This window comes from Pseudomonas sp. XWY-1, from assembly GCF_002953115.1.
GTDB lineage: Bacteria > Pseudomonadota > Gammaproteobacteria > Pseudomonadales > Pseudomonadaceae > Aquipseudomonas > Aquipseudomonas alloputida.
On the sequence record NZ_CP026332.1, the window covers coordinates 4,119,940 to 4,145,336 of the forward strand.

Consider the following 25,397-nt stretch of genomic DNA (forward strand, 5'->3'; position numbering starts at 1 on the left):
GTGGTGGCGGCAACGGTGAACGGCCGGTGGAAATTGGCCAGCAGGCCCGGCCCTTTCGCGGGTAAACCCGCCCCTACGACGGCCTGTGTCCAACCCCCGATGTGCGTCCACCACCAATCCGGTGTAGGAGCGGGTTCACCCGCGAAGAGGCCATGACAGGTACAGCAAACTCAGCTGGCAGGCACAGGTTCCGCAACGACAGTGGACGCATGCACCGGCAGCAGCGGGTTGCGCAGCCAGCGCTCCACCAGCGGCCACACCTGCACCTGCGCGGCCTTGCTCACCAGCATGTCGACATGCCCAAAGGCCTCGAAACCTTCTTCACGACCCAGCCGCAGGAACTGCTTGCGCTCGCCGCCCAACTGCTCGAACAGCTTGCGACAGGCCCACACCGGGTCCTGGAAGTCCCCGGCACCGGCCACCGCCAGCAGCGGTACATCCACCTCAGCCAGCCCTGCCCACCAATCGTGCTTCTTGTCGCCAAAGCGCCCGAACAGGCCGTGCCAGCGCATGCTCTCCAGGGCGAGGCCTATCGGCTCGTCTTCAGGCCCACGCTTGAAACGTGGCCCGGATATCTGCCCCCAACGCTTGAGCACCAGCTTCGCGCCCCAAGCCAGCGGCGGCACTTTCAACGGCCAATAGACACGGCTGATCTGGGTACCGAACAGCGCCACGCTGGCCAACTGCTCGGCAGCCAGAAAACCACCGCCCAGCGCAGCTACCAGGGTGGTGCCACCCAGGGAATGGCCAACCCAGTGCGGCGCCTGGCCCGACTGCTCGCGCACGAACGCGTTGATCAACGGCAGGTCATCACGGGCGTAGGCGGCAACGCTGTTGTGCTTCCAGTCCTGGTTACGCGGCGACAGGCCATGGCCTCGCATTTCCGGGATCCAGACATCGAAACCGGCGCGCGCAAGGTAGGCACCCAGGCCAACCCCTTTGGGCGAATACCAGAAGCGCCGATTGGAAAAACTGCCGTGCAGGAGAATGACCGGCACGCCTTGGGCCTGAACCTGGTCGGCCAGCCCCAGACGGGTGATGGCGAGCTCGACGCTGGGGTCCGGGCCATTACCGGCCTTGATCCGATACACGTCTTCGCTGAGATCGCCGCGGCGCTCGGCACTGAGCAGGGCCACGGGGAATAAAGTGCTGCTGCTTTGCATAAGGTTGCTTGGTGCACAAAAAAGGGCGGGGTCCATTGCTGGAGCTCGCCCTGGAAAAAACCAGGCAGGAGGGCGCCAGACGCCCCCCCGCGTTTACTGCATCAGGCCGCGCCTTGGCCTTCGGCCAGGAAGAACCAGGTCTCGAGTACCGAGTCCGGGTTCAGCGACACGCTTTCGATGCCCTGCTCCATCAGCCACTTGGCCAGGTCCGGGTGGTCCGATGGGCCTTGGCCGCAGATGCCGATGTACTTGCCAGCCTTGTTGCAGGCGGCAATGGCGTTGGCCAGCAGCTTCTTCACCGCAGGGTTACGCTCATCGAACAGGTGGGCAATGATGCCCGAGTCACGGTCCAGGCCCAGGGTCAACTGGGTCAGGTCGTTGGAGCCGATCGAGAAGCCGTCGAAGTATTCCAGGAACTCTTCGGCGAGGATGGCGTTGGACGGCAGTTCGCACATCATGATCACGCGCAGGCCGTTGTCGCCGCGGGCCAGGCCGTTTTCGGCGAGCAGGTCGACGACCTGGCTGGCTTCGCCCAAGGTACGCACGAACGGCACCATGATCTCGACGTTGGTCAGGCCCATCTCGTTGCGCACACGCTTCAGTGCACGGCACTCGAGCTCGAAGCAGTCACGGAACGATTCACTGATGTAACGCGAAGCACCGCGGAAGCCCAGCATCGGGTTTTCTTCTTCCGGCTCGTACAGCTTGCCACCGATCAGGTTGGCGTACTCGTTGGACTTGAAGTCCGACAGGCGCACGATGACTTTTTTCGGATAGAAGGCCGCCGCCAGGGTGCTGATGCCTTCTACCAGCTTCTCGACGTAGAAGCCGACCGGGTCGTTGTAGCCGGCGATGCGCTTGTCGACGCTTTCTTTCAGGTCGGCAGGCAGGCCCGCATAGTTCAGCAGCGCCTTGGGGTGCACGCCAATCATGCGGTTGATGATGAACTCCAGGCGTGCCAGACCGACACCGGCGTTGGGCAGCTGGGCGAAGTCGAAGGCGCGATCCGGGTTGCCAACGTTCATCATGATCTTGAACGGCAGTTCCGGCATGGCATCGACCGAGTTCTGCTTGATGTCGAAGCCCAGCTCGCCTTCGAAGATGAAGCCAGTATCGCCTTCGGCACAGGAAACGGTCACGCCCTGGCCATCTTTCAGTACCTGAGTAGCGTTGCCGCAACCGACTACCGCCGGGATACCCAGCTCACGCGCGATGATCGCCGCGTGGCAGGTACGGCCACCGCGGTTGGTGACGATGGCGCTGGCGCGCTTCATCACCGGTTCCCAGTCAGGGTCGGTCATGTCGGAGACCAGCACGTCACCCGGCTGGACCTTGTCCATTTCCGATACGTCGTTGATGACGCGAACCTTGCCGGCGCCGATACGCTGGCCAATGGCACGGCCTTCGACCAGCACGGTGCCTTTCTCTTTGAGCAGGTAGCGTTCCATGACGTTGGCGCTGGAACGGCTCTTCACCGTTTCCGGGCGGGCCTGGACGATGTACAGCTTGCCGTCGTCACCGTCCTTGGCCCACTCGATGTCCATCGGGCGCTGGTAGTGCTGCTCGATGATCATGGCCTGCTTGGCCAGCTCGCTGACCTCGGCGTCGGTCAGGCAGAAGCGTGCGCGCTCGGCGCGGTCGACTTCGACGGTCTTGACCGAACGGCCGGCCTTGGCTTCGTCGCCATAGACCATCTTGATCGCCTTGCTGCCCAGGTTGCGGCGCAGGATGGCCGGGCGGCCAGCCTGCAGGGTGTTCTTGTGCACGTAGAATTCGTCAGGGTTGACCGCACCCTGCACCACGGTTTCGCCCAGGCCATAGGCGCCAGTGATGAATACCACGTCGCGGAAGCCCGACTCGGTGTCGAGGGTGAACATGACGCCGGCGGTGCCGGTTTCGGAGCGGACCATGCGCTGCACACCGGCAGACAAGGCAACCAGCTTGTGATCGAAGCCCTGGTGCACGCGGTAGGCGATGGCGCGGTCGTTGAACAGCGAAGCGAACACTTCCTTGGCCGCACGGATCACGTTATCGACGCCGCGGATGTTGAGGAACGTTTCCTGCTGGCCGGCGAACGAGGCATCCGGCAGGTCTTCAGCGGTAGCCGAGGAACGCACGGCAACGGCCATGTTGTCGTTGCCGGCGGCCATTTCGGCGAAGGCCGTACGGATTTCCGAATCCAGACGTGGCGGGAATTCGGCTTCCATGACCCACTGGCGAATCTGCGCGCCGGTCTTGGTCAGGGCATTGATGTCGTCAACGTCCAGCGCGTCGAGCGCGGCGTGAATGCGGTCGTTCAGCCCACTCTGCTCGAGAAAGTCACGGTACGCCTGAGCCGTAGTGGCAAAGCCGCCCGGCACCGACACGCCGGCACCGGCGAGGTTACTGATCATCTCGCCCAGGGATGCGTTCTTGCCCCCCACATGCTCCACATCATGGACGCCGAGCTTATCGAGGGAAACTACGTACTCTACCAAGGTGATCTCTCCACTAACTGTGTTGGAAAAGCTCAAAAGGCGCCCGCCTGTCTTCTATGACTTGGCCGGGCGTTTGTGGCCTGTACCTGGAAAATAGGCGCTGCAAATGTGGCAGAATGTCGACAGCCGCATTCGGCAAACCGAACTTATCATATCCAAGAATCGCCATCAGCTTAAGGCCCAGATCGCAAATGAAACGAACCGCGTTCTTCATCTCCGACGGCACCGGTATCACTGCCGAAACCTTGGGCCAGAGTTTGCTCGCGCAATTCGAGAGCATTCCCTTCAACAAATTCACCCGTCCTTACATCGATTCGCCGGACAAAGCGCGGGCCATGGTCCAGCAAATCAACGCTGCGGCCGAGCGGGATGGGGTCCGCCCGATCATCTTCGACACCATTGTCAACCAGGACATCCGCGAGATCCTGGCGACGTCGAATGGCTTCATGATCGACATCTTTTCTTCGTTTTTATCCCCACTTGAGCAGGAATTGATCGCCCATTCGTCGTATTCCGTGGGCAAATCCCACTCGATCGGCGGCAATTCCAACTACATGGAACGCATCGAGGCGGTGAATTTCGCCCTGGATAACGACGATGGTGCACGCACCCACTACTACGACAAAGCCGACCTGATTCTGGTTGGCGTGTCGCGTTGCGGCAAAACCCCAACCTGCCTGTACATGGCCATGCAGTTCGGCATCCGTGCCGCCAATTACCCGCTGACCGAGGACGACATGGAGCGCCTGCAGCTGCCGGCGGTGCTGAAAAAGCACCACAGCAAGCTGTTCGGCCTGACCATCGACCCCGACCGCCTCACCGCCATCCGCCACGAACGCAAGCCCAACAGCCGCTATTCCAGCTTTGCCCAGTGCGAATTCGAAGTGCGTGAAGTGGAAAGCCTGTTCCGCAGGGAGAACATTCCCAATATCAATTCCACGCATTTTTCGGTGGAAGAGATTTCCGCCAAGATCCTGGTTGAAAAAGGCGTGGAGAGGCGGTTCAAGTAACGCCCCCCCCTGTAGGAGCGGGTTTACCCGCGAATACGGTGGCGGCAGCGACAGTGAACGGCGGGTGGAAATTGGCCAGCAGGGCCGGCCTCTTCGCGGGTGAACCCGCTCCTACACGACGGGCTGTGTCCAACCCCCGATGTTTGTCCACCACCAATCTGTGTAGGAGCGGGTTCACCCGCGAAAGGGCCAGCCCAGGCATACAAAAAAGCCCCGGCATCACTACCGGGGCTTTGTTTTACCTCACCACAAGGCTCAGGACGGCACCACCGCCGCCTGCCCGCTCATGGCCAGGTCGACCAGCTCGCGGTTGGCCACCGCGTACATCGCATAGTCAGTGCCCGTGGCATTGCGCAGGTCGTCGAGCATGGCGCGCCAGCGCTCCACCATTCCCCGATGCTGCTCTGACCACAACGCCACGCGGGCATCCATGTCTTCCGGTGCATCGACCATCTGCAGGACCGAAATGGTGATCGCCCGCTGCTGCAAGTCGATATCGTCGCGGAATGCCTCGCGGGCCAGCGCCTGCCAGTTGTTTTCCACCGGCAGGTTGCTGATTTCCTGCAAGTACCAGGTCAGGTCCAGCGCGCTGCCCACGGCGAAGAATGCCTTGGCCACCTGCGCGGGCTCATGGCCGGTCACGTCGGCCGCTTCAATGATCGGCAGCAGGGTGTACAGGTGGCTGGTACCCGCCACCATACGCGCCAGCAACTCCGGCACACCGGCGTCGACAAAGCCCTGGTAGCGGACCATCCAGCGTTCGCGGGTAGGGCCTTCGAGCAGCTCATCCAGCTTCAGACCCAGCTGCGCGATCTTCGGCCCGAAGTGCGCGGTATCGCGCCCGGCGTCCTGTTCGTTACGGCGGCTTCGCAGGAACCAGCGGGTGGCACGGCGGCCCAGGCGCATCAGCTCGTCCATCAAGGTGAGCTGGATTTCCGCCGGCACCTGATAGTCCAGTGCCTCGATCTGGCGGAACCAGTGCGGCAGGTGGAAGATGTCGCGCACGATCACGTAAGCGCCGGCCACGTTGGCCGGGCTCATGCCGGTCGACTCCTTCAGGCGCTGGACGAAGGTGATACCCATGTTGTTGACCAGGTCGTTGGCGATCTGGGTGCTGACGATTTCGCGCTTCAGGCGGTGGCGGCGCATGGCCTCGGCGAACTTGCTGACCAGGGACGGCGGGAAAGCGGTGTCCATGTCACGGGTCAGGTAGTCGTCGTCCGGTACCAGCGACTTGAGCAGTTGCTCCTTGAGGTCGATCTTGCTGTACGAGATCAGCACCGACAGCTCGGCGCGGGTCAGGCCCTGGCCGGCAGCCAGGCGTTCGGCCAACTGCTCTTCGGACGGCAGGAATTCGATGGCACGGTCCAGCTTGCCCCGCGCCTCGAGGTCGGCCATCAGGCGCTTGTATTCGGCAATCCGCTCGCGGGCGCGGCGGGCGGCCAGCGACAGCGCCTGGGTCTGCTTGTAGTTGTTGCCCAGCACCAGCCCGGCCACTTCGTCGGTCATGCTGCCCAGCAGCTGGTTGCGCTGCTTCTCGGTCATGTCGCCACCCTGCACCACTTCGTTGAGCAGGATCTTGATGTTGACCTCGTGGTCGGAGCAGTCCACGCCGCCGGCGTTGTCGATGAAGTCGGTGTTGGTGGCGCCGCCGTTCAGGCCGAACTCGACGCGGCCGAGCTGGGTCATGCCCAGGTTGCCGCCCTCGCCCACTACCTTGCAGCGCAGTTCGTTACCGTTGACCCGCAGCGCATCGTTGGCCTTGTCGCCGACATCGGCGTGGCTTTCAGTGCTGGCCTTCACGTAGGTACCGATACCGCCGTTCCACAGCAAGTCCACCGGGGCCTTGAGCAGCGCGTTAAGCAGCTCGGTCGGGGTCAGGCGGTCGGCTTCGATGGCGAAGCGCTCTTTCATCTGCGGGCTGATTGCGATGCTCTTGGCACTGCGCGGGAAGATCCCGCCGCCTTCGGACATGATGCTGGTGTCGTAGTCGCTCCAGGCCGAACGCGGCAGGTCGAACAGGCGCTTGCGCTCGGCAAAGCTGGTGGCAGGGTCGGGATTGGGGTCGATGAAGATATGCAGGTGGTTGAACGCGGCCACCAGTTGCAGCTTGTCGGACATCAGCAGGCCATTGCCGAACACGTCACCGGCCATATCGCCCACACCAATGACGGTGATCGGGTCTTCCTGCACGTTGATGCCACGCTCGCGGAAGTGACGCTGCACGCCCACCCAGGCGCCGCGCGCGGTAATGCCCATCTTCTTGTGGTCGTAACCGGCCGAGCCGCCCGAGGCAAAGGCATCGCCAAGCCAGAAGCCGTAGTCGATGGCAATGCCGTTGGCGATGTCGGAGAAGGTCGCGGTGCCTTTGTCGGCCGCTACCACCAGGTACGGGTCGTCATCGTCATGGCGCACCACGTTGGCCGGCGGCACCACGCCACCGTCCTTGAGGTTGTCGGTGATGTCGAGCAGGCCGGAAATGAAGATGCGGTAGCACGCCACGCCTTCGGCGGCAATCTCGTCACGGCTGCCGCCCAGCGGCAGGCGACGCGGCAGGAAACCACCCTTGGCGCCGACCGGCACGATGACCGAGTTCTTCACCTGCTGGGCTTTCACCAGCCCCAGCACTTCAGTACGGAAGTCCTCTTCGCGGTCGGACCAGCGCAGGCCACCACGGGCAACGTTGCCAAAGCGCAGGTGCACGCCCTCGACCCGTGGCGAATAGACGAATATCTCGAACTTTGGCACCGGCTTGGGCAATTCGGGGATCAGCTTGGGGTTGAACTTGAAGCTGAAGTACGACTTGTTCTGGCCGTTTGCGTCGGGCTGGTAGAAGTTGGTACGCAGGGTGGCCTTGATCAGGTCCAGGTAGCGCCGCAGGATGCGGTCTTCGTTGAGCACTTGCACGTCGTCCAGCGCAGTCAGAATGGCCTGTTCCAGGCGCTGCTGCTTGTCGTCAAGGTCGTCCTGGGTGAGCTTGCGCGCCAGGTAGAAGCGGGTCTTGAACAACCGGGTCAGCTCGCGAGCGATGTCGGTGTGGTTGTTCAGGGTGCTGGCGATGTAGCCCAGATCGAAGCCCAGACGGATCTGTTTCAGGTAACGGGCGTAGGCACGCAGCAAGGCCACGTCGCGCCACGGCAGGCCAGCGGTGAGCACCAGGCGGTTGAAGGCGTCGTTCTCGGCGTCACCCCGGACGATGTGGATGAAAGCGTCCTGCAAGGTATCGTTGAGCTGCTGGATATCCAGGCTCAGGCCTTCGCTGTAGGTGAAGGCGAAGTCGTGGATCCAGTATTCGCGGCCATTGGCATGGCGCAGGCGATACGGGAACTCGCCGAGCACGCGCAGGCCGAGGTTTTCCAGAATCGGCAGCACGTCGGACAGCGCCAGCGGGGTGTCGGCGTGGTACAGCTTGCAGTGCAGGATGCGCTCGCCCACCTGGGTCAACGGCTGGTAGAAGCTCATGGCCAGGGGCTTGCTTTCCGACAGGTTCAGCACATGCTGCAGGTCGACCACCGCCGAGTGCGCGGCGAAGCGCTCGCGGTAACCGGCCGGGAAGCCTTTGGGGAAATCGGCGAGGATGTTGGTGCCCTGGGCTTCGCCGAAGTTCTCCACCACCAGTGCCGAGTAGTCGTCATGCCACGAGCGGCAGGCCTGGATGACTTCGCGTTCCAGCTGCTGCGGGTCGATGTCGATACGGTTCTTGGGGTCGACCCGCAGGATCAGTTGCACACGGGCCAGTACCGATTCGGAGAAGAAGGTCCAGAACTCGCAGTCGCTGGCCTTCAGGCGCTCCATCAGCACCTGCTGGATCTTCTGCCGCACTTCGGTGGAATAGATTTCCCGCGGGACGTAGGCCAGGCAGTAGCAGAAGCGGCCGTACGGGTCTTTACGCAGGAACACGCGGATCTTGTTGCGCTCCTGGATCTGCACGATTGCCATGACCGTGCTGAACAACTCGTCGATCGGCGTCTGGAACAGGTCGTCGCGCGGCAGCACTTCCAGCACCTGGGCCAGTTCCTTGCCCAGGTGGGCCTTGGGATCGAAGCCCGAACGGCGCTCGACTTCGGCCACCTTCACGCGGATGTACGGAATGGCATGCACGCTTTCGCCATACACCGACGAGGTGTACAGCCCCATGAAGCGGTGCTCCTTGATGACCTTGCCGTCGGCGTCCAGCTGGCGGATCGACACGTAGTCCGGGTAGGCCGGGCGGTGCACGCGGCTGGGCAGCGCGGCCTTGGCGAACGACAGCAGCAGCGGCTCGTTGAGGTAGGCCACAGCGTAGTCTTCGATGCGCAGCTCTTCTGCCGTCAAGCCCACACGCAGGCGGCGCGGCAGGCCGAGGAACGACTGCTCGTCGTAGACCATCTGGCCGCCATCGGCGCCGCCCTTGACGGTGAATTCTTCATAGCCCAGGAAGGTGAAGTGGTTATCCAGCAGCCATTCGAGGAAGGCCTTGACTTCGTCCTTCTCGTTTTGGGCGGGGCCAAAGGCGGTTTGCTCCACCTGCGCTACCACTTCACGCAGCTTGGCCTTCATCGGGTCGAAGTCGGCCACCACCACCCGTACCTCGGCCAGCACCTGCTCGATCTCGCGGGTCAGCACCGTCAGCTCGGCGGCATTGGCGCAGCGGTCGATCTCCAGGTACATCAATGACTCGTAGCGCACGCCCTCGCCCTGGGTTCCCTTGGGCAGCAGCTCCAACAGCTCGCCCTTGGCGCCACGGCGCACACTGAGCACGGTGGTTTGCAGGGTGTGGATGCTGTAGCCACGGCGGTTGAGCTCGGTGCGCACCGAGTCGACCAGGAACGGCAAGTCATGGTGCAACACTTCGACCACGGTATGGGTCGACTGCCAGCCATTGCGTTCGTAATCAGGGTTGTACACCCGCACTTGCGGGTATTCGGGGTCGAAACGCTCGATGATGCGCCAGGCTGACAGGGTGCAGCCGGCCAGGTCGGAAAGCCTGCGCTGGGTGAGTTCGTCCAGAGAGATGATGCCGAAGAACTGCTCGGCGAACAGCGCCACTTGTGGCAGGGACTGCTCGCTGATGTGCTGCGCCAGGGCCGCTTGCAGTTGGTGCTGGAAGTCGGCTTTGCTGGCTGCGGTGAAGAACGCCATCTGTGGTACTCCGCTTGGGCTTTGTAATAATTGAAGCGTCGCTGCGTGCGCCGTGTACGGATCAACGATAGCCAACCCGTGGCATGACGGACGGTAAAAACCAGACGTTGAACGTGCGCAGGCACGCCCAGGGCTCGCCGAAGCTTAACGACTGATCGGTCATCTACGCTTGCAGCGCTGCGACAATTTCGGTCAAGGGGCGGTAACTTTACGTTTATGCCTGTACGCAAGACTGTCAGAATTCCCTTCCGTTTCCTTTGACCCGAGCCTGCTCATGCAAATCAACACCGCCCTGCTGTTCGCCACCCCTTGCGATGACGAGGAAGACAACATGGCGACCCTGTGCTGCCACAGCGACAAGGGTCAGATGTTCCTGCTTACCCGTTACCCGGACGAGGACACCGTCGACCTGACGCTGGATGACGAGCCGTCGACGCTGGATGGCCTTAAAGTGACCCTGAGCGCCAAGCGCCTGCTGATCGAAGTGGCGGCCGGCGACCGGGACGCGCTGAAGGGGGATGAAGTACTGGAAATCAACCTGACCAGCGATTTGAGTGACATGGATGAAGTGAAGGAAACCCTGGAGAACATCCTGGCCGGTACTGGAACCTTGGTCTGCGAGCTTTGAAGCCTGCCCCTGCCTAGTGGGAGCGCGGTCCCTGTGGGAGCAACTGTCTTGCTCAATTTCTAAAAGCTGGCGCTATCCCTGTGGGAGCGGCCTTGCGTCGCGAAAGGGCCGCGCAGCGGCCCCAGGATCTCGACATCATGCATAGATTGCTGGGGCCGCTTTGCGGCCCTATCGCGACACAAGGCCGCCCCCACAATGATCAGGCCAGCGCCTGCTGCATCTCTTTAGCCTGCACCCGCAACGCCTCGCAAAACGGCTCCACCGCTGCCGATGCTGGCCGATGGTCCGGGCGTATCAGCATTACCTGATAGGGCACCGAAACCCGTAACCTGCGGATCGGCAACCCGCCTTGCGCCGCCTCCAGCCCGCTCAGAGGGTTGATGATCGCCACCCCCAGGCCTTGCCTGACCATGGCGCACACCGAAGCGGCACTGGTGGTCTCGATGACCGTGCGGCGGTTAACCCCGGCCGCACGAAAGTGCTGATCCAGACGCTGGCGGTAGGTATCCAGGCTGGCCAGGTTGATGAAATCGACCTCATGGAAATCACTCAGCTCCAGTTCAGCCTTCACCTGCAGCGGGTGATGCTCGGGCAACACGCACACCATGTTGGCACTGAACAGCAATTCACCATACGCGCCGCGCGGTATCTGTTCGACTTCAGTCAGGCCAAGGTCATGCTGCTGGGCAACCAGTGACTCCTCCAGCAACGGCGACTCCTGCGCCAGAATGCTCACGCTCACGCCACTGTGCTGCTGGTGAAAGCGCTGGCAAGCCTTGGGCAACAAGGTTTGCGAGAACAGCGGCAGGCAGGTGATGGCCAGCCGGCCCTGCTCGAAGTTGCGGATGGCCTGGGCAAAGCGATCGATCCGCTCCAGCCCGACGTAGGCGCGCTCGACCTCTTCGATCAACAGCAGCGCCTGGGCCGTCGCCACCAGGCGCCCGCCCTCGCGCTCGAAAAGGTTCAGGCCAGTCACCTGCTCCAGCCGCGCCAGTTCGCGGCTGACGGTCGGCTGCGAGGTGAACAGCAAGCGCGCCGCACCCGTGACACTGCCAGCGGCCATGATGGCGCGGAACACTTCGATGTGGCGGACGGACAGTTTCACGGCAGCACCCAGTGAGTCGACAATGGGTATATCAGATATGAATGACTGGCAGAAAAATAGCTATTTTTCTGAATTCCCGCTTTGATTCATCCTCGTGGCCTTCCTTATACGAGTAACGCCACCATGACCGCACCCTTCACCCTTCTGGCCGAGGCGGTTCGCCAGCACGGCTCGCCGCTTTGGGCGTACGACGCCAGCACCATCGCCGAGCGTGTCGAGCAGTTGAACGTATTCGACACCGTGCGCTTCGCCCAGAAAGCCAACCCCAACCTGCATGTGCTACGCCTGATGCGCGCCCATGGCCTGGTGCTGGACGCCGTGTCGCTGGGTGAAATGGAGCGGGCCTTCGCTGCGGGTGCGAGCGTTGACGGTGACCCTGCCGGCGTGGTGCTGACCTGCGACGCGCTGGACCGGCCAACCCTGGAGCGAGTGGTGGCAGAGAAGATCGAAGTCAACGCCGGCTCCATCGACATGCTGCGCCAACTGGGTGAACGCTCGCCCGGCCACCGCGTGTGGATCCGCATCAACCCGGGCTTCGGCCATGGCCACAGCCGCAAGACCAATACCGGCGGCGAAAACAGCAAGCATGGCATCTGGCACGAAGAGCTGGACGAGGCGCTGGCGTGCATCAAGGCCCATGGCCTGCACTTGGTGGGCGTGCACATGCACATTGGTTCCGGGGTGGACTACCAGCACCTGGAACAGGTGGCCCGCTCGATGATCGAGCTGATCGGCCGTCTGGGCGTGGACATCGAGGCGTTCTCCATCGGCGGCGGGCTTTCCACCCCTTACCGCAGCACCGACAAACCGGTCGACCTGCAGCGTTATGCGCAGACCTGGGCGGTGGCGCGCAAGGAGATCGAAACGATGCTCGGCCACCCGGTGCGCATGGAGATCGAACCCGGACGCTTCCTGGTGGCGGAGTCGGGCTACCTGGTGGCCGAAGTCCGTGCCGTGAAACAGGTGGGGCGCAATACCTTCGTCATGATCGACGCCGGCTTCAACGACCTGATGCGCCCGGCGATGTACGGCGCTTACCACGGCATGACCCTGCTCGATGCCGATGGCCAGGCAGTAGATCGCCCGCGCCAGCCGACCGTGGTGGCCGGGCCATTGTGTGAATCGGGTGACGTGTTCACTCAGGATGACCAGGCACTGACCCCGCAGGACCTGCCCCAGGCACAGGTGGGCGACCTGCTGGTGATACACGATGCCGGGGCCTATGGCGCGTCGATGTCGTCGAACTACAACAGCCGGCCGCTGCTGCCGGAGTTCCTGATCGAGAACGGTGCCCTGCGGATGATCCGCCGGCGGCAGACGGTGCAGGACCTGCTGAGCCTGGAGGCGGATTTCTAAAGATCGCCCCTGGGCGTGCACACCCTTTTGCGGGCACGCCCGCTTCCAACTGACCTTCACCTCCAGGTTCATCCCCCGGCACGCTCAAGCCGGGTGCGATCGGGCCGCTTTGCGGCCCTGTCTCGATGCGGCACCGTATTAAAAAAAGCGACCAGGGTGGCTCTGCACCCGATAGCCATGGCGCAACGAGAGGCAGGTGGGTTGACGTGAAAGGCGACGAAAAGCCTGCCAACGTCAACGATACCGCTTAATCAGAAATTTCCTACGCACCTATCGGAAGCGCAACGCTCCTTTGAGAAGTGATTCCTCGCTAGTGTCCAGCCTCGGGTCGAATGCAACGCTTGCATGCATTTGATGATCATCCCTGCTCGCTGGAGCTATACATGGATTCGTTGAAAGAAACCCTCGAACTGTGCAGGCGCATCACCTCCGGCTACCGCCCGGCCCTGCGCAACAGCCCCGTCGCCGACTGCACCCGCCGCTTCGAACTGCTGCCCCTGCGCTACGCCGCCGTCGGCGGCAACCCGGCACAACGTGCCCGCCTGCCCAAATTGCCGGGCTATCTAAGCCCGTTCCAGGATGTCGGCGAGCTGACCCATTCCAGCTACGCCATCCGCCCTTTGCGCGAGGGCTTTCTCTACCTGCTGATCAAGCGCCATAGCGCACCGGCCTACGAATGGCACAGCCAGTACCGCGTGGCGCCCAATGGTTCGCTGCTGTACATCAGCAGCGACGCCCCCTGGGAGCCTGCCCCCAGCGCCGGCAATCTGGATGAGATCCTTCGCGGTTTCGGCTGGACCATCACCCTCTACGACCTGGATGACATCCAGGAGCTGCGCCCATTGTTCAGCCCTTCCCCGCTGACCCCGCGCATGCTCGACAACTACCGCCTGCTCGACGACGAATACCGCAGCAGCCTGCCCACAATCGATATCGCCCGCTTCATCCAGCCTTCCGACGCCCCACCGCAGCCCCACGTCCTCAAGCATGACCAACTGAACTGGGTGGCCGACTTCAAGGCCCAGGACGATGCAGACCTGCAGGCACTGCTGGACCTGCAGCCGTTCAACAACGACCAGATCGTCTCGCCACACGCATCACGCCAAGCGCTGGCACCGCTGGTGAACCACAGCAAACCCCGTGGCGCCGCCATCGTCATCGAAGACGCCATCGGCATCACCCAGGAGCTCAACGCCTGGCGCAACGCCGCTGTCGAGGATGTGAAGACCCAGTGGCTGGCGCGCACCGTGGAACCCGGGGTCGACAACGAACGCAAGCTGCTGGTCGCGCAGTCGTTCCTGGAAATCGAAAAACTCTACCCGCAGATGGTGGCCGAGCAGATCGTCAAGCGCGAAGTCATGGCCGAAAAAGTCCGCAACCAGCTCCACCTGCATCCCGAGATCTACTTGTTCTCCGAACGGGCCAGGCAACAGGCCGATGCACATGATGAACGCATGAAGCCCCACCTGGCACAGTTCGAGCGCGACGCCCGCAGCAAAGTCCAGGCCCGCCAGGATGCCGGCGAGTTCCGCAAGCGGTTCGACCAGAAATACGGCCACCTGGTCGACCGCCAGGCCATGCACGATCAGCTCGACGGTTTCGAGCAGGCCATGCAACACGCCCAGCAAGCCGCCGAAGACCGCGCCAAGGACCATGCCCGCTGGGTGGTCAGCGAACGCTTGTTGCAGGCACTGGACCGCTACGACAACGCCGACCTCATCAACGGCCTTGCCTTTGCCGAACAGACCGGCCAGTGCGTGATCGGCATGGAGTTGAGTGAAGGGGGCACGAAGGTGCTGGACCACTGGTGGCGCAGTGACGTGGCGGACCGGGGCAACCTGGCAATACGCGGCATCACCTACAATCAGGAGGACCTGCGGGAAGAACTGGCGGCGCTGCTGGAAGCCGCCAAGGCCGAACCGTCGTCAGCGTCATCCTTCGCCCTGCCGGAAGCGCTTGCCAGGCAAGCCCATGTCGCTGCCAATGCCTTTGGGCGCATCAACACCCTGTACGAACAGATGCAGGCACAGAGCAGCACGGCCAGCATCGGCCTGTATGCCTGGTACGTCGCGCTGGGGCGGCAAGTGCTGCGCACCGCGACCCCCAACAGCATGGACCGCGCACTGCACCAGGGTTTGCGGCTGACCTTGTTCGCTTCGGTGCATGAAACGGCTGTCGATATTCGCCTGAGTGAAGCTGCACGTAGCGGGCAGCCCATCAACCCACAACGCAGCGCAGGCCAGGTATCAAGGTACCTCGACCAGGCCTGGGCTGAAGGGTTGATGCAGGCCCGGAACAGTGACTTCTACAAAGTGCGTGTCTCCGGGCTGGTGTGCCTGCTGGAGGGGATGCTGATGGCCTTCAAAGCGCGCGAATTGCCTGACAGTGATGCGCGGGTGAAGACTGAACTCCTGGCGGCCGCGATGACTACGGCTGCGGCGGGCTTCGAAGTTGGAGCCAGTTATGTGGACCAGGTGGTCGCGCGGTACGGCGCAAACAGTGTGACCGGACGAGGAGCAGCGGCCGCTTTAGGGCGTTTGAAACTATGGGGCGCCAGTTTAGCTGTGACAGGTGGTTTCGTACTCGCCTGGTGGGACTTCGCCGATGCGGCTCAGCAGTTAATATACCGCCAGCAAAACCTTACCAAACAAAGTACCAAAAAACCTGGAACGCTGGCACTTGCATACGCATCGCGGGCACTGGCAACTATTACAATCTCGCTGGCGGAAGCAGGAACAGCCATTGCAATCGCAAAACCTCTTTTTGACCATCTATCTCAGAATGCCAAAACAAAACTTGTGAGAATGATGACAACATCCATGGGCGCGCTCGCCAATAAACTGGGAACACAAGCTGCTCGCCTACTTCTTGCACGTTTAGTCTTAGTTGCATTCTGGATCGGAATCATCCTGACACTCATAATCTATATTCTGGAAGATGACGCTTTAGAGAAGTGGTGTAAACGTAGCTGTTTCCGAACTCATAAAAATATCAAACCCTATGAAGAGCAGGAAGAACTGAGCGCCCTACATTCTGCTATCGGCGAGGTTTTATAATGTATCTTATCGAATGGGGATTCTGGCAGATGGCAACCCAGTCAGAAGCTGCACGCAGAACGTACGAAGCAGGGATGACACCAGCAGAGAAGCGCGCAAATAAAGATTTTTATGAAGGCGACCTGAATGAAGAGATTCACTTTTGCCAGGTAAGTGAAGCACCCCTCATACGCGGCCCTGTTTATGCATTCAATGAAACCTACATGGAAATGCGCTGTGGCGGTTCAGAAGAGAAGCGCGGCCTCATTACGCTAGTCACGATCGGCGGGGTGCTGCCTGGGATAATTTTCGGAACCGGCATAGCTGTCGGTTCCATCTGGCTTGATATCACCCAACCTTATTCAATCTCCTTTATAGCAGTCTTACTTACAGCTCTCTTGGCTTCAGCTTCAGGAGCAGCATTGTATTTTTACCTGAAGTACGGCGTAAAAATCTCGCGACTGGAAATGCTGACCAGTCGGCATCTGCTCATTCGCTTCAATCGAATAACTCAACAGGTCCACCTCCATCGACCCAGCTACTGTGGAGGCATCGTCACCTTCCCCTGGAAAACAACCGGAAGCACGGGCATTCGCCCAGAAGATGATTCGCTAAGCGTTGGAGTACGACTCGGTCTAATCTGGCACCCCAGCCGCACCGGCCTGCCCCACATGGAAATGGCCTTTATCGGCAAACAAGGCCAAGGCGGCAGCGAACTGCGTGATGAGTGGGAATTCATCCGCCGTTACATGGAAGAAGGCCCACACGCCGTCCCCCGCCCCCGCCTGAGCACCCAGCTACCCTCACCCATCCAGGCATTCAGCGCCCAGTTCGAAGGCCTTGGGCGTTTCTTCCGCAAGAGCAGCTGGCTGTTCAAAGTTGCGCTGCTGTTTGTCTGGCCCGCTTTCGTCATCATCGGCACCGGCCACTGGCTCAGCCTGCTGCTGTGCTGGCGACCGCGCTGGCCGAAGGTCATCCGCGAGGCCGGCCTGCCCGGCAAGCCAGTCCCTCCCGTGACAACACTGAGCGACTACCCACCCACAATCCAGGCACGCCTGCTCGCCAACGCCGACCGCTGGCAGCTCAAGCCCGGCAAACGGCCGACGAAAAAACCACGCAAGCGCTCTACACCTCAACAGGCCAACGAAAGTGACTGATCAAACTGCACCCGGCGCGCTGGTACATCTGCGACACTTTCACTTCATCGGCAGCCAGTTGCAGCACGATGCAAAGCCATCATCCCATGACCGCTTCCCGTAGTCCGCCCATGTAGTGCTCCAGGCGACTACGCAGCCAACGCTCGGCCGGGTCGCTGTCGGTTGTGCTCAACCAGACCATGGCCAACTCCAGTGCAGCAGTCTCGAACGGCAGCGTCTCCGCCTGCAGGTTGCCCCAGCGTTCCATACCCTGTGCGGCATAGTCCGGGCAACAGGCCAGCAGGTCGGTACCGGCCAGAATCGCCGGCAGCGAACTGAACTGCGGCACCGACAACACCACCTTGCGTTCACGGCCGATGTCTTTCAACCAGTCATCGACCACACCCTGGGTGTTGGCGGTTGGCGAAACCTGGACATGCGGACGTTGGCAAAACTCATCCAGTGAAAGCGGCGTGCTGGACTTGTCGGCCCGCACTACCCTGGCTTGCAGGGTGCGTAGCACCTTGCGTTTGGCATTGGCAGGCAGGCCCTTGGTCTGGCTGATACCCACCGTCACGTCGCCCGCCGCCAGCAGGTCCGGAATGCGCCAGTAGTCCACATGCTGCACGACCACCACCACGTTTGGCGCCTCCACCCGCAGCGCCCGCAACAGCGGCGGCAGCAGGCCCGACTCGACATCATCGGACAAGCCGATGCGGAAGGTCATCTTGCTGGTCAGCGGGTCGAAATCATGGGTCATGCTGAGGGCGACAGACATCGCATCCAAGGCTGGCGTGAGGTACTTGATCACCTCTTCGGCCCTGGCCGAGGGCTCCATGCGGTTGCCCACTCGAACCAGCAATGGGTCGTTGAACATCGCACGCAACCTGGCCAGCGCGGCGCTGACCGTGGGCTGGGCGACGAACAGCTTCTCCGCGGCACGGGTGAGGTTGCGTTCCTGCATCAGCGCTTCGAACACCACCATCAGGTTGATATCGGCTTTGCGCAGTTCGTTGCGGTTCATGGGCGCTCCCGGGCCGTGCTTGTTGTTAGGGTTCAATACCAGCATCGACATGCATCCTAGCCGAGTCGAAACCTGCACTGCACCCTATGCAATCGCCATTGCCCCCTACTGCGCGACCGGGGTAATCTTCCGCTCTCTTCCCTTCCGGCCTCCCCTGCCGTGCACCGCCCAGGCGTTGACTCGCGAAGCGGGCATTCATGATGCCGACACTTGCCTGGCCGCCGCTCACTGGCGCGCCCATCCGCCATCAATACACTCAGGATGACACCATGATCATTCGCCAAGGCATCGCTGCAGACTACCCGCAGCTGCTCGACATCTGGCTGCGCGCTGTTCGCGCGACGCACCACTTTCTGCAACCCTCCGACATCGACGCACTGTTGCCACAGCTGCGCGACGTGTACTTCCCGGCCGTCGAGCTGTGGGTTGCGGTAGACACCGATGACCAGCCACTGGGCTTTATCGGCTTCAATGAAAACCATGTGGAAATGCTCTTCGTCGATCCAGCGCGCCACCGCCAGGGCATTGGCCGTGCATTGCTGGATTTCGGCCGCCAGTCACGCAGTGCGATGAGTGTCGATGTGAACGAGCAGAACCCACAGGCAACAGCGTTCTACCAGCACTATGGCTTCGTCCAGACTGGCCGTTCACCACTGGATGGCGAAGGTCGCCCGTTCCCCTTGCTGCACATGAGCCTGTCCACCCGGGCGTGAGCAGGAGGCACTGACCGCGATGGCCCGCAAAGCGAAGCCCCTACCGCCGTCCGACTGGGTCATCCGTAGTGCCCAACCGGGCGGTATCGAGCGTATCGAAGCCTGGTTCGGTAGCCACGGCTACGACCCGCATCGCCACGATACCTATTCGATCGGCCGTACGCTGGCCGGCGTGCAAAGCTTCCACTACAAAGGTTCGCTGCGCCACGGCATACCGGGCAACACGCTGGTGCTGCACCCGGACGAACTGCATGACGGCATGGCCGGCACCGACGCAGGCTTTCGCTACCGCATGGCCTACGTCGACCCGGCACTGATCCAGAACGTGCTGGGTGGTCAGCCTTTGCCCTTCATCGCTGGCGGGCTGTCCAGCGACCCGCGTCTGTACCACGCCAGCGAAGCGTTCGTACAGGCAGTGGACCACGCGCTGGAACCATTGGAAGAACAGGACGCCCTGTATGACCTGGCGATCGCCTTGCGGGCCGTCGGCGGCAAGCCGCGCGGGCGCAAGCGCCTGGATTACCAGGCAGCCGAACGCGCTCGAGCCTTCATCATGGAACACCTGCATGTGGGCATAACACTGGACATGCTGGAACAGGCCAGTGGCCGCGAACGCTGGAGCCTGTCGCGGGACTTTCGCACGCTGTACGGCACCAGCCCCTATCGCTTTGTCACCCTGCGCCGCCTCGACTGCTTGCGCCGAATGATCCTGGACGGCTTCACCTTGGTCGACGCCGCCCTTGCCGCAGGCTTTCATGACCAGAGCCACATGACCCGGCACTTCAGCCGCTGCTACGGCGTACCGCCCTTACGCTGGCTGGAGCGTTTGCGAGCGTCACGCTGAGAAACCGCAGGCGCCCGCGCACCCCGTGAGAACAGGCTTGCAGGATCGTACAAGAACCGGACTCGCCCGGAGCGATAGGCTGACCACTCCACTTTCCGAGGAACTGTCATGCCTGAATCCCGTCACCCACATCCCTCCCTGCCAGTGAACCTGGTCCACAAGGCAGCGCTTATCGAACAGCAATGGAGCCCCAGGGTCGTTGCCGAGATGAACGATTACCAGTTCAAGGTCGTGCGCATCGAAGGCGAATTCATCTGGCACGCGCACCCGGAGACCGACGAAGCATTCCTGGTGCTGGAAGGCACCCTGCGTATCGACCTGCCGGATGGCTGCGTGCATGTGAACCCCGGGGAACTCTATGTTGTGCCCCGCGGCGTCGAGCACCGGACCGCTGCGCAAGGCGAAGCGAAACTGATGATGATCGAACCGCGGGGCATTCTGAATACCGGTCATGAAGGGGGGAACCGCACAGCAGAGAGCGATGTCTGGATTTAACAACACTCACAACTTTCAAGCTGTAGTCGCTGACTTCACAGCAATAATTAACCATAAAAAATCGCCTTAGAGCCATTTCTAATCATGGCAATTCGCTCGTAGCCCACACTTCGCAACCCGGCACAGGGTCGCCTCGATATAATTGGATCCAATAACGAGGGTGGCCTGCATGCAAGCACTGGAAAGGGACTACGGACACGGCGATGAAGTGGCCAGCCACTGCCACGCCGAAGACCAGCTGATCTACGCCGCCAGCGGCGTGATGCGGGTCAGCAGCGAAGGCGGCAGCTGGGTGATCCCCGGCGGGCATGCCTTGTGGATGCCCGCCGGGGTCAGCCATGCCATCCGCATGGAAGGCGTGGTCTGCATGCGCACCTTGCTGCTCGACGCCCACATCGAACGCTGCCAGGTCATCGTCGTGTCCGGCCTGCTGCGCGAACTGATCCTGGCGGCGTCACGGGTGCTGAACCTGCGCGACGGTGCGCATGCTCGGGCGCTGATCCTGTACGAACTCGCCGCCGCCCGGCGCATCGATGCCTTCGTCCCGACGCCGCAGCACGCACGCCTGCGTGCCTGGTGCGAGCGCTTCCTGCAGGACCCGGCCCAGGACCTGACCCTGGAGCAATGCGGCGCACAACTGAACATGAGTGCCCGCAGTGTGGCCAGGCTGTTCCAGCGCGAGGTGGGCATGTCGTATGGCCAATGGCGCGCCCGTGCCCGGGTGATGCTCAGCCAGCAGTGCCTGGCCGATGGCAAGCCGATCCTGAACGTTGCGCTGGAGCACGGCTACCAGAGCGCCAGCGCCTTTACTGCCATGTTCAAGCGCATCCTCGGCTATGCGCCGAGTGATTGGCAAAACGGCACCGCGCGCGAGTACTGAGCCTCAGGTTGTCCTGCTTGCGCGCAGGGTTGTCCCGCTTGCGACAGCGACGCCCATGCAACCCTCGTTAACCTCTCATCACGACCTTTGAGCGACAATCGTGATGCCCTTACTGCACTCATTTCCCGGCCCTGCCCGGCTTGCCACAGCCCTCGGCATGCTTGCTGCACTCGCAGCGTGCGGCCACCAACCCACACCTGCCGAACCCGCTGTAGCGCTGCAGGCAGACCCGCTGGTGAACATGCCGGCCGGCGTCAGCAAACAGCCCCTGCCCGAACGCTGGTGGGCACTGTATCAAGACCCCCAACTCAATCGCTGGGTACAGCAAGCTCTGGCGCACAACCAAGGCCTGGCACAGGCCGAGGCCAACGTGCAGGCCATGCTGGCCGGCATCGGCGAGTTCGACGCCAGGCGCTGGCCGTCTACTGCGATGGGCGTTGCCGCTACCTATGGCAGGCGCGCCGATGACCAGACGCTGGCCGAGGCGACCGACAGCAACGCGCCGTCGCAATGGCAATTCAACCCGGGCATCGAACTGGCCTATCAGGTGGATATCTGGGGCCAGGTACGCGCCGCCATCCAACGTGCCAGGGTGCAAGCCGAAGCCAGCGCTGCGGCGCTAGACCTGGTACGCCTGCAGGTGGTCGCCCAGACCACCCGCGCCTACATCGACCAGTGCACCTACGCGGCGCGCCTGGAGGCAGCGAAGCAGGCCTTGCAAACCCTCGACCACAGCGTGCAACTCAGCCAGCGTCAGCGCCAGGCCGGTGTGGCCACTGCCCTCGACAGCGAGCGCCTGCTGGGCTTGCGGGAACAGGTGCGTGCGCAACTGCCGATGCTCTCAGCCCGGCGGCAGATGGCGATTTACGAACTGAGCATGCTCAGTGGCCAGGCCTCGGTGGCCGAGGCCACGACCTGCGTAGCCATCCCCACGCTGTCGGTGCCGCTGCCGGCTGGCGATGGCTGGCATTTGCTCGAACGCCGGCCAGATGTGCGCCAGGCCGAACGGGAACTGCAGGCGGCCACCCTGGAGACCGACATCGTGCGGGCCGACCTTTACCCAAAGGTCAGCTTCGGCGCTTCGTTGACGTCTTCGGACCATCACCTTGCCAACCTCGGCGACAGCCGCGCGGTGATGTTCGGCATTGGCCCGCTGATCCGCTGGGAGTTTCCCAACCTGAAAGCCAACCGCGCACGGGTGAGCAAGGCCGAGGCATTGCAGCGGGCGCAGGTCGCCCGTTACCGCGGCGTAGCGCTGAGCGCGCTGAAAGACGTGCGCCAGGCACTGGCCCGCTACGACGGCGAGCGACAACGGTTGCAGGCGCTGGACGCAGCCCTGGCGCACAGCGAGCACAGCTTTGCCCTGGCCCAGGGTAACTACCGTGCCGGCACCGTGGACGGGCTGGCCCTGCTCGACAGCGAGCGCGAAATGATCAGCCTGCGGGCCAACCACACAGAAGCCCGAGGGCGCCTGGCGCAAGCGCAGGTAAACCTGTTCCGCGCGCTGGGCGGGCGGTGGTAGCGAGAAGCAAGACCAACAGCGAGCACCGCCCACTGTAGGAGCGGGTTTACCCGCGAAGAATACACCGCGGTGGATGGCACGGGCTTCGCCCGTGTTCGCGGGCAAGCCCGCTCCCACACGCGCCAGCTTTTAGAAATTGAGCAAGACAGTGGCTCCCACAACCGACAGCCAGCAGGCCCAATTCGAGATTGGAAACCAACCATGAATGTTGCCGTAGACAAACCCTCACCCGCCGAAACTGAACAGCGGCCGAGCGCTAAAACCCGTCGCCGCCTGGCAGTCATCGCCAGCGGCAGCCTGGCCGCAATCACCCTGCTGGCCTTCACCAGCTACTGGTTCAGCACCGGCCGCTATCTGGAAACCACCGACGATGCCTACGTCCGCGCCGACTGGGTGGCGCTGAGCCCACGCGTGGCGGGTTACGTAGCCGAGGTCGAGGTGGCTGACGACCAGCCGGTGAAAGCCGGCGATGTGCTGGTGCGCCTGCAAAACCGCGACTACCGCGCCCGCCTCGACCAGGCCCGGGCTGGTGTGACCGAGGCACAGGCGGCACTGGCCGCCGCCCAGGCCAGCCAACAGGTAGCGACCGAGCGCATCGACCAGCAACAGCAAGCCATCCTGCAGGCCGAGGCCGTCGTGCGCAGCGCCAACGCCGAACAGCGTCGCAGTGAACTGGATGTCCAACGCTACCGTGGCCTGGTGCGTGACGACGCAGCGACCGTGCAGCGCCTGGAAACCGCCAGTGCCCATGCCAGCCAGGCACAAGCCGCGCTGCAAGGTGCCCAGGCCGCGCTGCGCCAGCAACGCTCACAACTGGCCATGGCCAAGGCCCGGTCAGCCCAGGCCGAGGCCGAACTGCAACAACGGGCAGCGGCCCTGGCACGCGCCCAGGCCCACCAGCAGCTCGCCGAGCAGGACGAACAGGACACCGTGATCCGCGCGCCGATCACTGGCGTGGTCGGCCAGCGCCGCGTGCGCACCGGCCAGTACGTGGTGCCGGGCCAGCCGCTGCTGGCTGTGGTGCCCCTGCAGCAAGCCTATGTGGTGGCCAACTACAAGGAAACCCAACTGGCCCGCATGCGCCCCGGGCAACCGGTAGAAATACGGGTCGACAGCTTTGCCAGCCAGCCACTGCATGGCCATGTGGCCAGTTTTTCGCCAGCCTCGGGCAATGTCTTCGCCTTGCTGCCGTCGGACAACGCCACCGGCAACTTCACCAAGATCGTCCAGCGTTTCCCGGTGCGCATTTTGCTCGACAAACCGCTGGATGGCCCGCAGGTACTGCCTGGCATGTCGGTGGTCAGTACAGTCGACACACGCCCCGCAGAGGTTGCCGATGCGCACTGAGCAAACGGTCTCGCTGCGCGCCTGGGTAGCGGTGCTTGGCGGCCTGTTCGGCTGCTTCATGGCGGGCATGAACGTGCATGTCACCAGCGCCGCACTGCCGGAAATCCGCGGCTCGCTGGGTGCCAGCTTCGAGGAAGGCTCATGGATCTCCACCGCCTACCTGGTGGCGGAAATCGTGATGATTCCGCTGACGGCCTGGTTGGTGGACGTGTTCTCGCTGCGCCGGGTCATGTGGACCGGCTCGCTCATCTTTCTGATCGCCTCGGTGGCCTGCTCATGGGCGCCCAACCTGGAGGCGATGATTGTAATCCGGGTGATCCAGGGGGCTGCGGGCGCGGTGCTGATTCCCCTATCGTTCCAGCTGATCATCACCGAACTGCCGGCCAGCAAGATGGCCATGGGCATGGCGCTGTTCAGCCTGGCCAACAGCGTGGCGCAGGCCGCTGGGCCGTCGATTGGCGGCTGGCTGACCGATGCCTATTCGTGGCGCTGGATCTTCTATCTGCAACTTTTCCCCGGCATTGCGCTGCTGTTGGCCATCGCCTGGTCGATCGAGGCCAAGCCGATGAAGCTCGAACTGTTACGCAAAGGTGATTGGCTGGGTATCGCGGCCATGGTGATCGGCCTGGGCGGCTTGCAGATCGTGCTGGAAGAAGGCGGCCGGCTGGACTGGTTCGGCTCGCCGCTCATCGTCGGCATGAGCGTGGTCGCCGCCATTGCGTTGGTGGTGTTCGTGGTGACCCAGCTGTTCGGCCAGCGCGCGTTCATCAACCTGCGCTTGCTGGGGCACTACAACTTCGGCGTTGCCAGCGTGGCGATGTTCATCTTTGGCGCTGCCACGTTCGGCCTGGTGTTCCTGGTGCCCAACTACCTCTCGCAGTTGCAGGGGTTCAGCGCGCACGACGTGGGCGTGGCGCTGATCGCCTATGGCGTGGTGCAGTTGCTGCTGGCGCCGTTGATGCCCCGGCTGATGGGCTGGACCAGTGCCAAGTTCATGGTCGCCAGCGGCTTTTTGATCATGGCGCTGGGCTGCTGGCTGGGGGCTAGCCTGAGCGCCGACAGTGCCGACAACGTGATCATCCCGTCCACGGTGGTGCGTGGTATTGGCCAGCCTTTCATCATGGTTGCGTTATCGGTGCTGGCGGTGGCCGGGCTGGACAAGCGTGAAGCCGGCTCAGCCTCGGCGGTGTTCTCGATGTTGCGCAACCTGGGTGGCGCCATCGGCACGGCCGGGTTGACGCAACTGGTGGCGACCCGTGAACGCTTTCACAGTGAGCGCATTCACGAGCAGGTGACGCTGTTCGAGCCAAGCGTGCAGGCGCGCATCAACCAGACGGTGCAAAGCTGGCTGCCGCATCAGCAGCAAATGCTGGAAGCGTTGGCGGCGACCATTCGGCGAGAGGCTTACCTGATGGCCTACAGTGATGCGTTCTACCTGGCGTGCCTGGCATTGGTCGGGTGTGCCCTGGCAGCGCTGCTGCTCCGGGCCAGGCAGCAGCATTGACCTCTGTGGGCGGCCGGAGCGTTCGGCATTCGGCCGC

At 62.6% G+C, this 25,397-nt stretch carries 17 protein-coding genes; 12 read left to right on the plus strand and 5 right to left on the minus strand.

What is annotated here, in order from left to right:
- Positions 1 to 170 precede the first annotated feature (170 nt).
- Positions 171 to 1,163 (minus strand): alpha/beta fold hydrolase, encoded by a 993-nt coding sequence (locus PRJ_RS19150; RefSeq protein ID WP_223843611.1) that lies wholly within the window; start codon positions 1,161 to 1,163, stop codon positions 171 to 173.
- A gap of 101 nt (positions 1,164 to 1,264) precedes the next feature.
- Positions 1,265 to 3,640 (minus strand): phosphoenolpyruvate synthase, encoded by a 2,376-nt coding sequence (ppsA, locus tag PRJ_RS19155; RefSeq protein ID WP_020193548.1) that lies wholly within the window; start codon positions 3,638 to 3,640, stop codon positions 1,265 to 1,267.
- Positions 3,641 to 3,831: 191 nt separating this feature from the next.
- Between ppsA and PRJ_RS19160 the strand changes: the two genes are divergently transcribed.
- The gene (locus PRJ_RS19160) at positions 3,832 to 4,650 is read left to right on the plus strand and encodes a pyruvate, water dikinase regulatory protein (protein WP_003248634.1); all 819 of its coding nucleotides are present in this window, start codon (positions 3,832 to 3,834) and stop codon (positions 4,648 to 4,650) included.
- Between the two features lie 255 nt (positions 4,651 to 4,905).
- On the opposite strand, the gene PRJ_RS19170 is transcribed toward PRJ_RS19160, so the two are convergent.
- Positions 4,906 to 9,771, minus strand: a complete 4,866-nt coding sequence (locus tag PRJ_RS19170; protein ID WP_104962228.1) for an NAD-glutamate dehydrogenase — start codon at positions 9,769 to 9,771, stop codon at positions 4,906 to 4,908.
- A gap of 274 nt (positions 9,772 to 10,045) precedes the next feature.
- Between PRJ_RS19170 and PRJ_RS19175 the strand changes: the two genes are divergently transcribed.
- On the plus strand, positions 10,046 to 10,399 hold the full coding sequence (locus PRJ_RS19175; RefSeq protein WP_020192899.1) for a hypothetical protein: 354 nt from the start codon (positions 10,046 to 10,048) through the stop codon (positions 10,397 to 10,399).
- 199 nt (positions 10,400 to 10,598) lie between these two features.
- Here PRJ_RS19175 and PRJ_RS19180 read toward each other — a convergent pair whose 3' ends face one another.
- Positions 10,599 to 11,504, minus strand: a complete 906-nt coding sequence (locus PRJ_RS19180; protein ID WP_010953080.1) for a LysR family transcriptional regulator — start codon at positions 11,502 to 11,504, stop codon at positions 10,599 to 10,601.
- Between the two features lie 123 nt (positions 11,505 to 11,627).
- On the opposite strand from PRJ_RS19180, the gene lysA reads away from it, so the two are divergent.
- The 3 genes from lysA (at position 11,628) to PRJ_RS19195 (ending at position 17,052) form a co-directional block, all read left to right on the plus strand.
- On the plus strand, positions 11,628 to 12,860 hold the full coding sequence (gene lysA / locus PRJ_RS19185) for a diaminopimelate decarboxylase (protein ID WP_104962229.1): 1,233 nt from the start codon (positions 11,628 to 11,630) through the stop codon (positions 12,858 to 12,860).
- Positions 12,861 to 13,243: 383 nt separating this feature from the next.
- Positions 13,244 to 15,916 carry a T6SS effector BTH_I2691 family protein gene (locus PRJ_RS19190; RefSeq protein ID WP_104962230.1) on the plus strand — a complete coding sequence of 891 codons (2,673 nt, stop codon included), beginning with the start codon at positions 13,244 to 13,246 and terminating at the stop codon, positions 15,914 to 15,916.
- Positions 15,916 to 17,052, plus strand: a complete 1,137-nt coding sequence (locus tag PRJ_RS19195) for a DUF6708 domain-containing protein (RefSeq protein WP_104962231.1) — start codon at positions 15,916 to 15,918, stop codon at positions 17,050 to 17,052. The genes PRJ_RS19190 and PRJ_RS19195 overlap by 1 nt, the downstream gene beginning before the upstream one ends.
- 79 nt (positions 17,053 to 17,131) lie before the next feature.
- Here the strand turns inward: PRJ_RS19195 and PRJ_RS19200 are convergent, their stop codons facing one another.
- Positions 17,132 to 18,100, minus strand: a complete 969-nt coding sequence (locus PRJ_RS19200; protein WP_104962232.1) for a LysR family transcriptional regulator — start codon at positions 18,098 to 18,100, stop codon at positions 17,132 to 17,134.
- 224 nt (positions 18,101 to 18,324) lie between these two features.
- Here PRJ_RS19200 and PRJ_RS19205 point away from each other — a divergent pair, with 224 nt between their 5' ends.
- The 7 genes from PRJ_RS19205 to PRJ_RS19240 all read left to right on the plus strand — a co-directional run bounded on the left by PRJ_RS19205 (position 18,325) and on the right by PRJ_RS19240 (position 25,360).
- A complete protein-coding gene (locus tag PRJ_RS19205; RefSeq protein ID WP_104962233.1) occupies positions 18,325 to 18,768 on the plus strand; it encodes an acetyltransferase in 444 nt (147 codons plus the stop codon).
- Positions 18,769 to 18,787: 19 nt separating this feature from the next.
- Positions 18,788 to 19,612: an AraC family transcriptional regulator gene (locus PRJ_RS19210; RefSeq protein WP_104887280.1), complete on the plus strand. Its 825-nt coding sequence runs from the start codon at positions 18,788 to 18,790 to the stop codon at positions 19,610 to 19,612.
- A 108-nt stretch (positions 19,613 to 19,720) separates the two neighbouring features.
- Positions 19,721 to 20,107: a cupin domain-containing protein gene (locus tag PRJ_RS19215; protein WP_010953073.1), complete on the plus strand. Its 387-nt coding sequence runs from the start codon at positions 19,721 to 19,723 to the stop codon at positions 20,105 to 20,107.
- Positions 20,108 to 20,276: 169 nt separating this feature from the next.
- Positions 20,277 to 20,987, plus strand: coding sequence for a helix-turn-helix transcriptional regulator (locus tag PRJ_RS19220; RefSeq protein WP_104962234.1), 711 nt, complete (start codon positions 20,277 to 20,279; stop codon positions 20,985 to 20,987).
- A gap of 103 nt (positions 20,988 to 21,090) precedes the next feature.
- Entirely contained in the window at positions 21,091 to 22,509 is a 1,419-nt protein-coding gene (locus tag PRJ_RS19225) for an efflux transporter outer membrane subunit (protein ID WP_104962235.1), read from the plus strand.
- A 201-nt stretch (positions 22,510 to 22,710) separates the two neighbouring features.
- Positions 22,711 to 23,856: an HlyD family secretion protein gene (locus PRJ_RS19235; protein WP_104962236.1), complete on the plus strand. Its 1,146-nt coding sequence runs from the start codon at positions 22,711 to 22,713 to the stop codon at positions 23,854 to 23,856.
- On the plus strand, positions 23,846 to 25,360 hold the full coding sequence (locus PRJ_RS19240) for a DHA2 family efflux MFS transporter permease subunit (RefSeq protein WP_014591831.1): 1,515 nt from the start codon (positions 23,846 to 23,848) through the stop codon (positions 25,358 to 25,360). Before PRJ_RS19235 ends, PRJ_RS19240 begins: the two co-directional genes overlap by 11 nt.
- Positions 25,361 to 25,397: the final 37 nt, after the last annotated feature.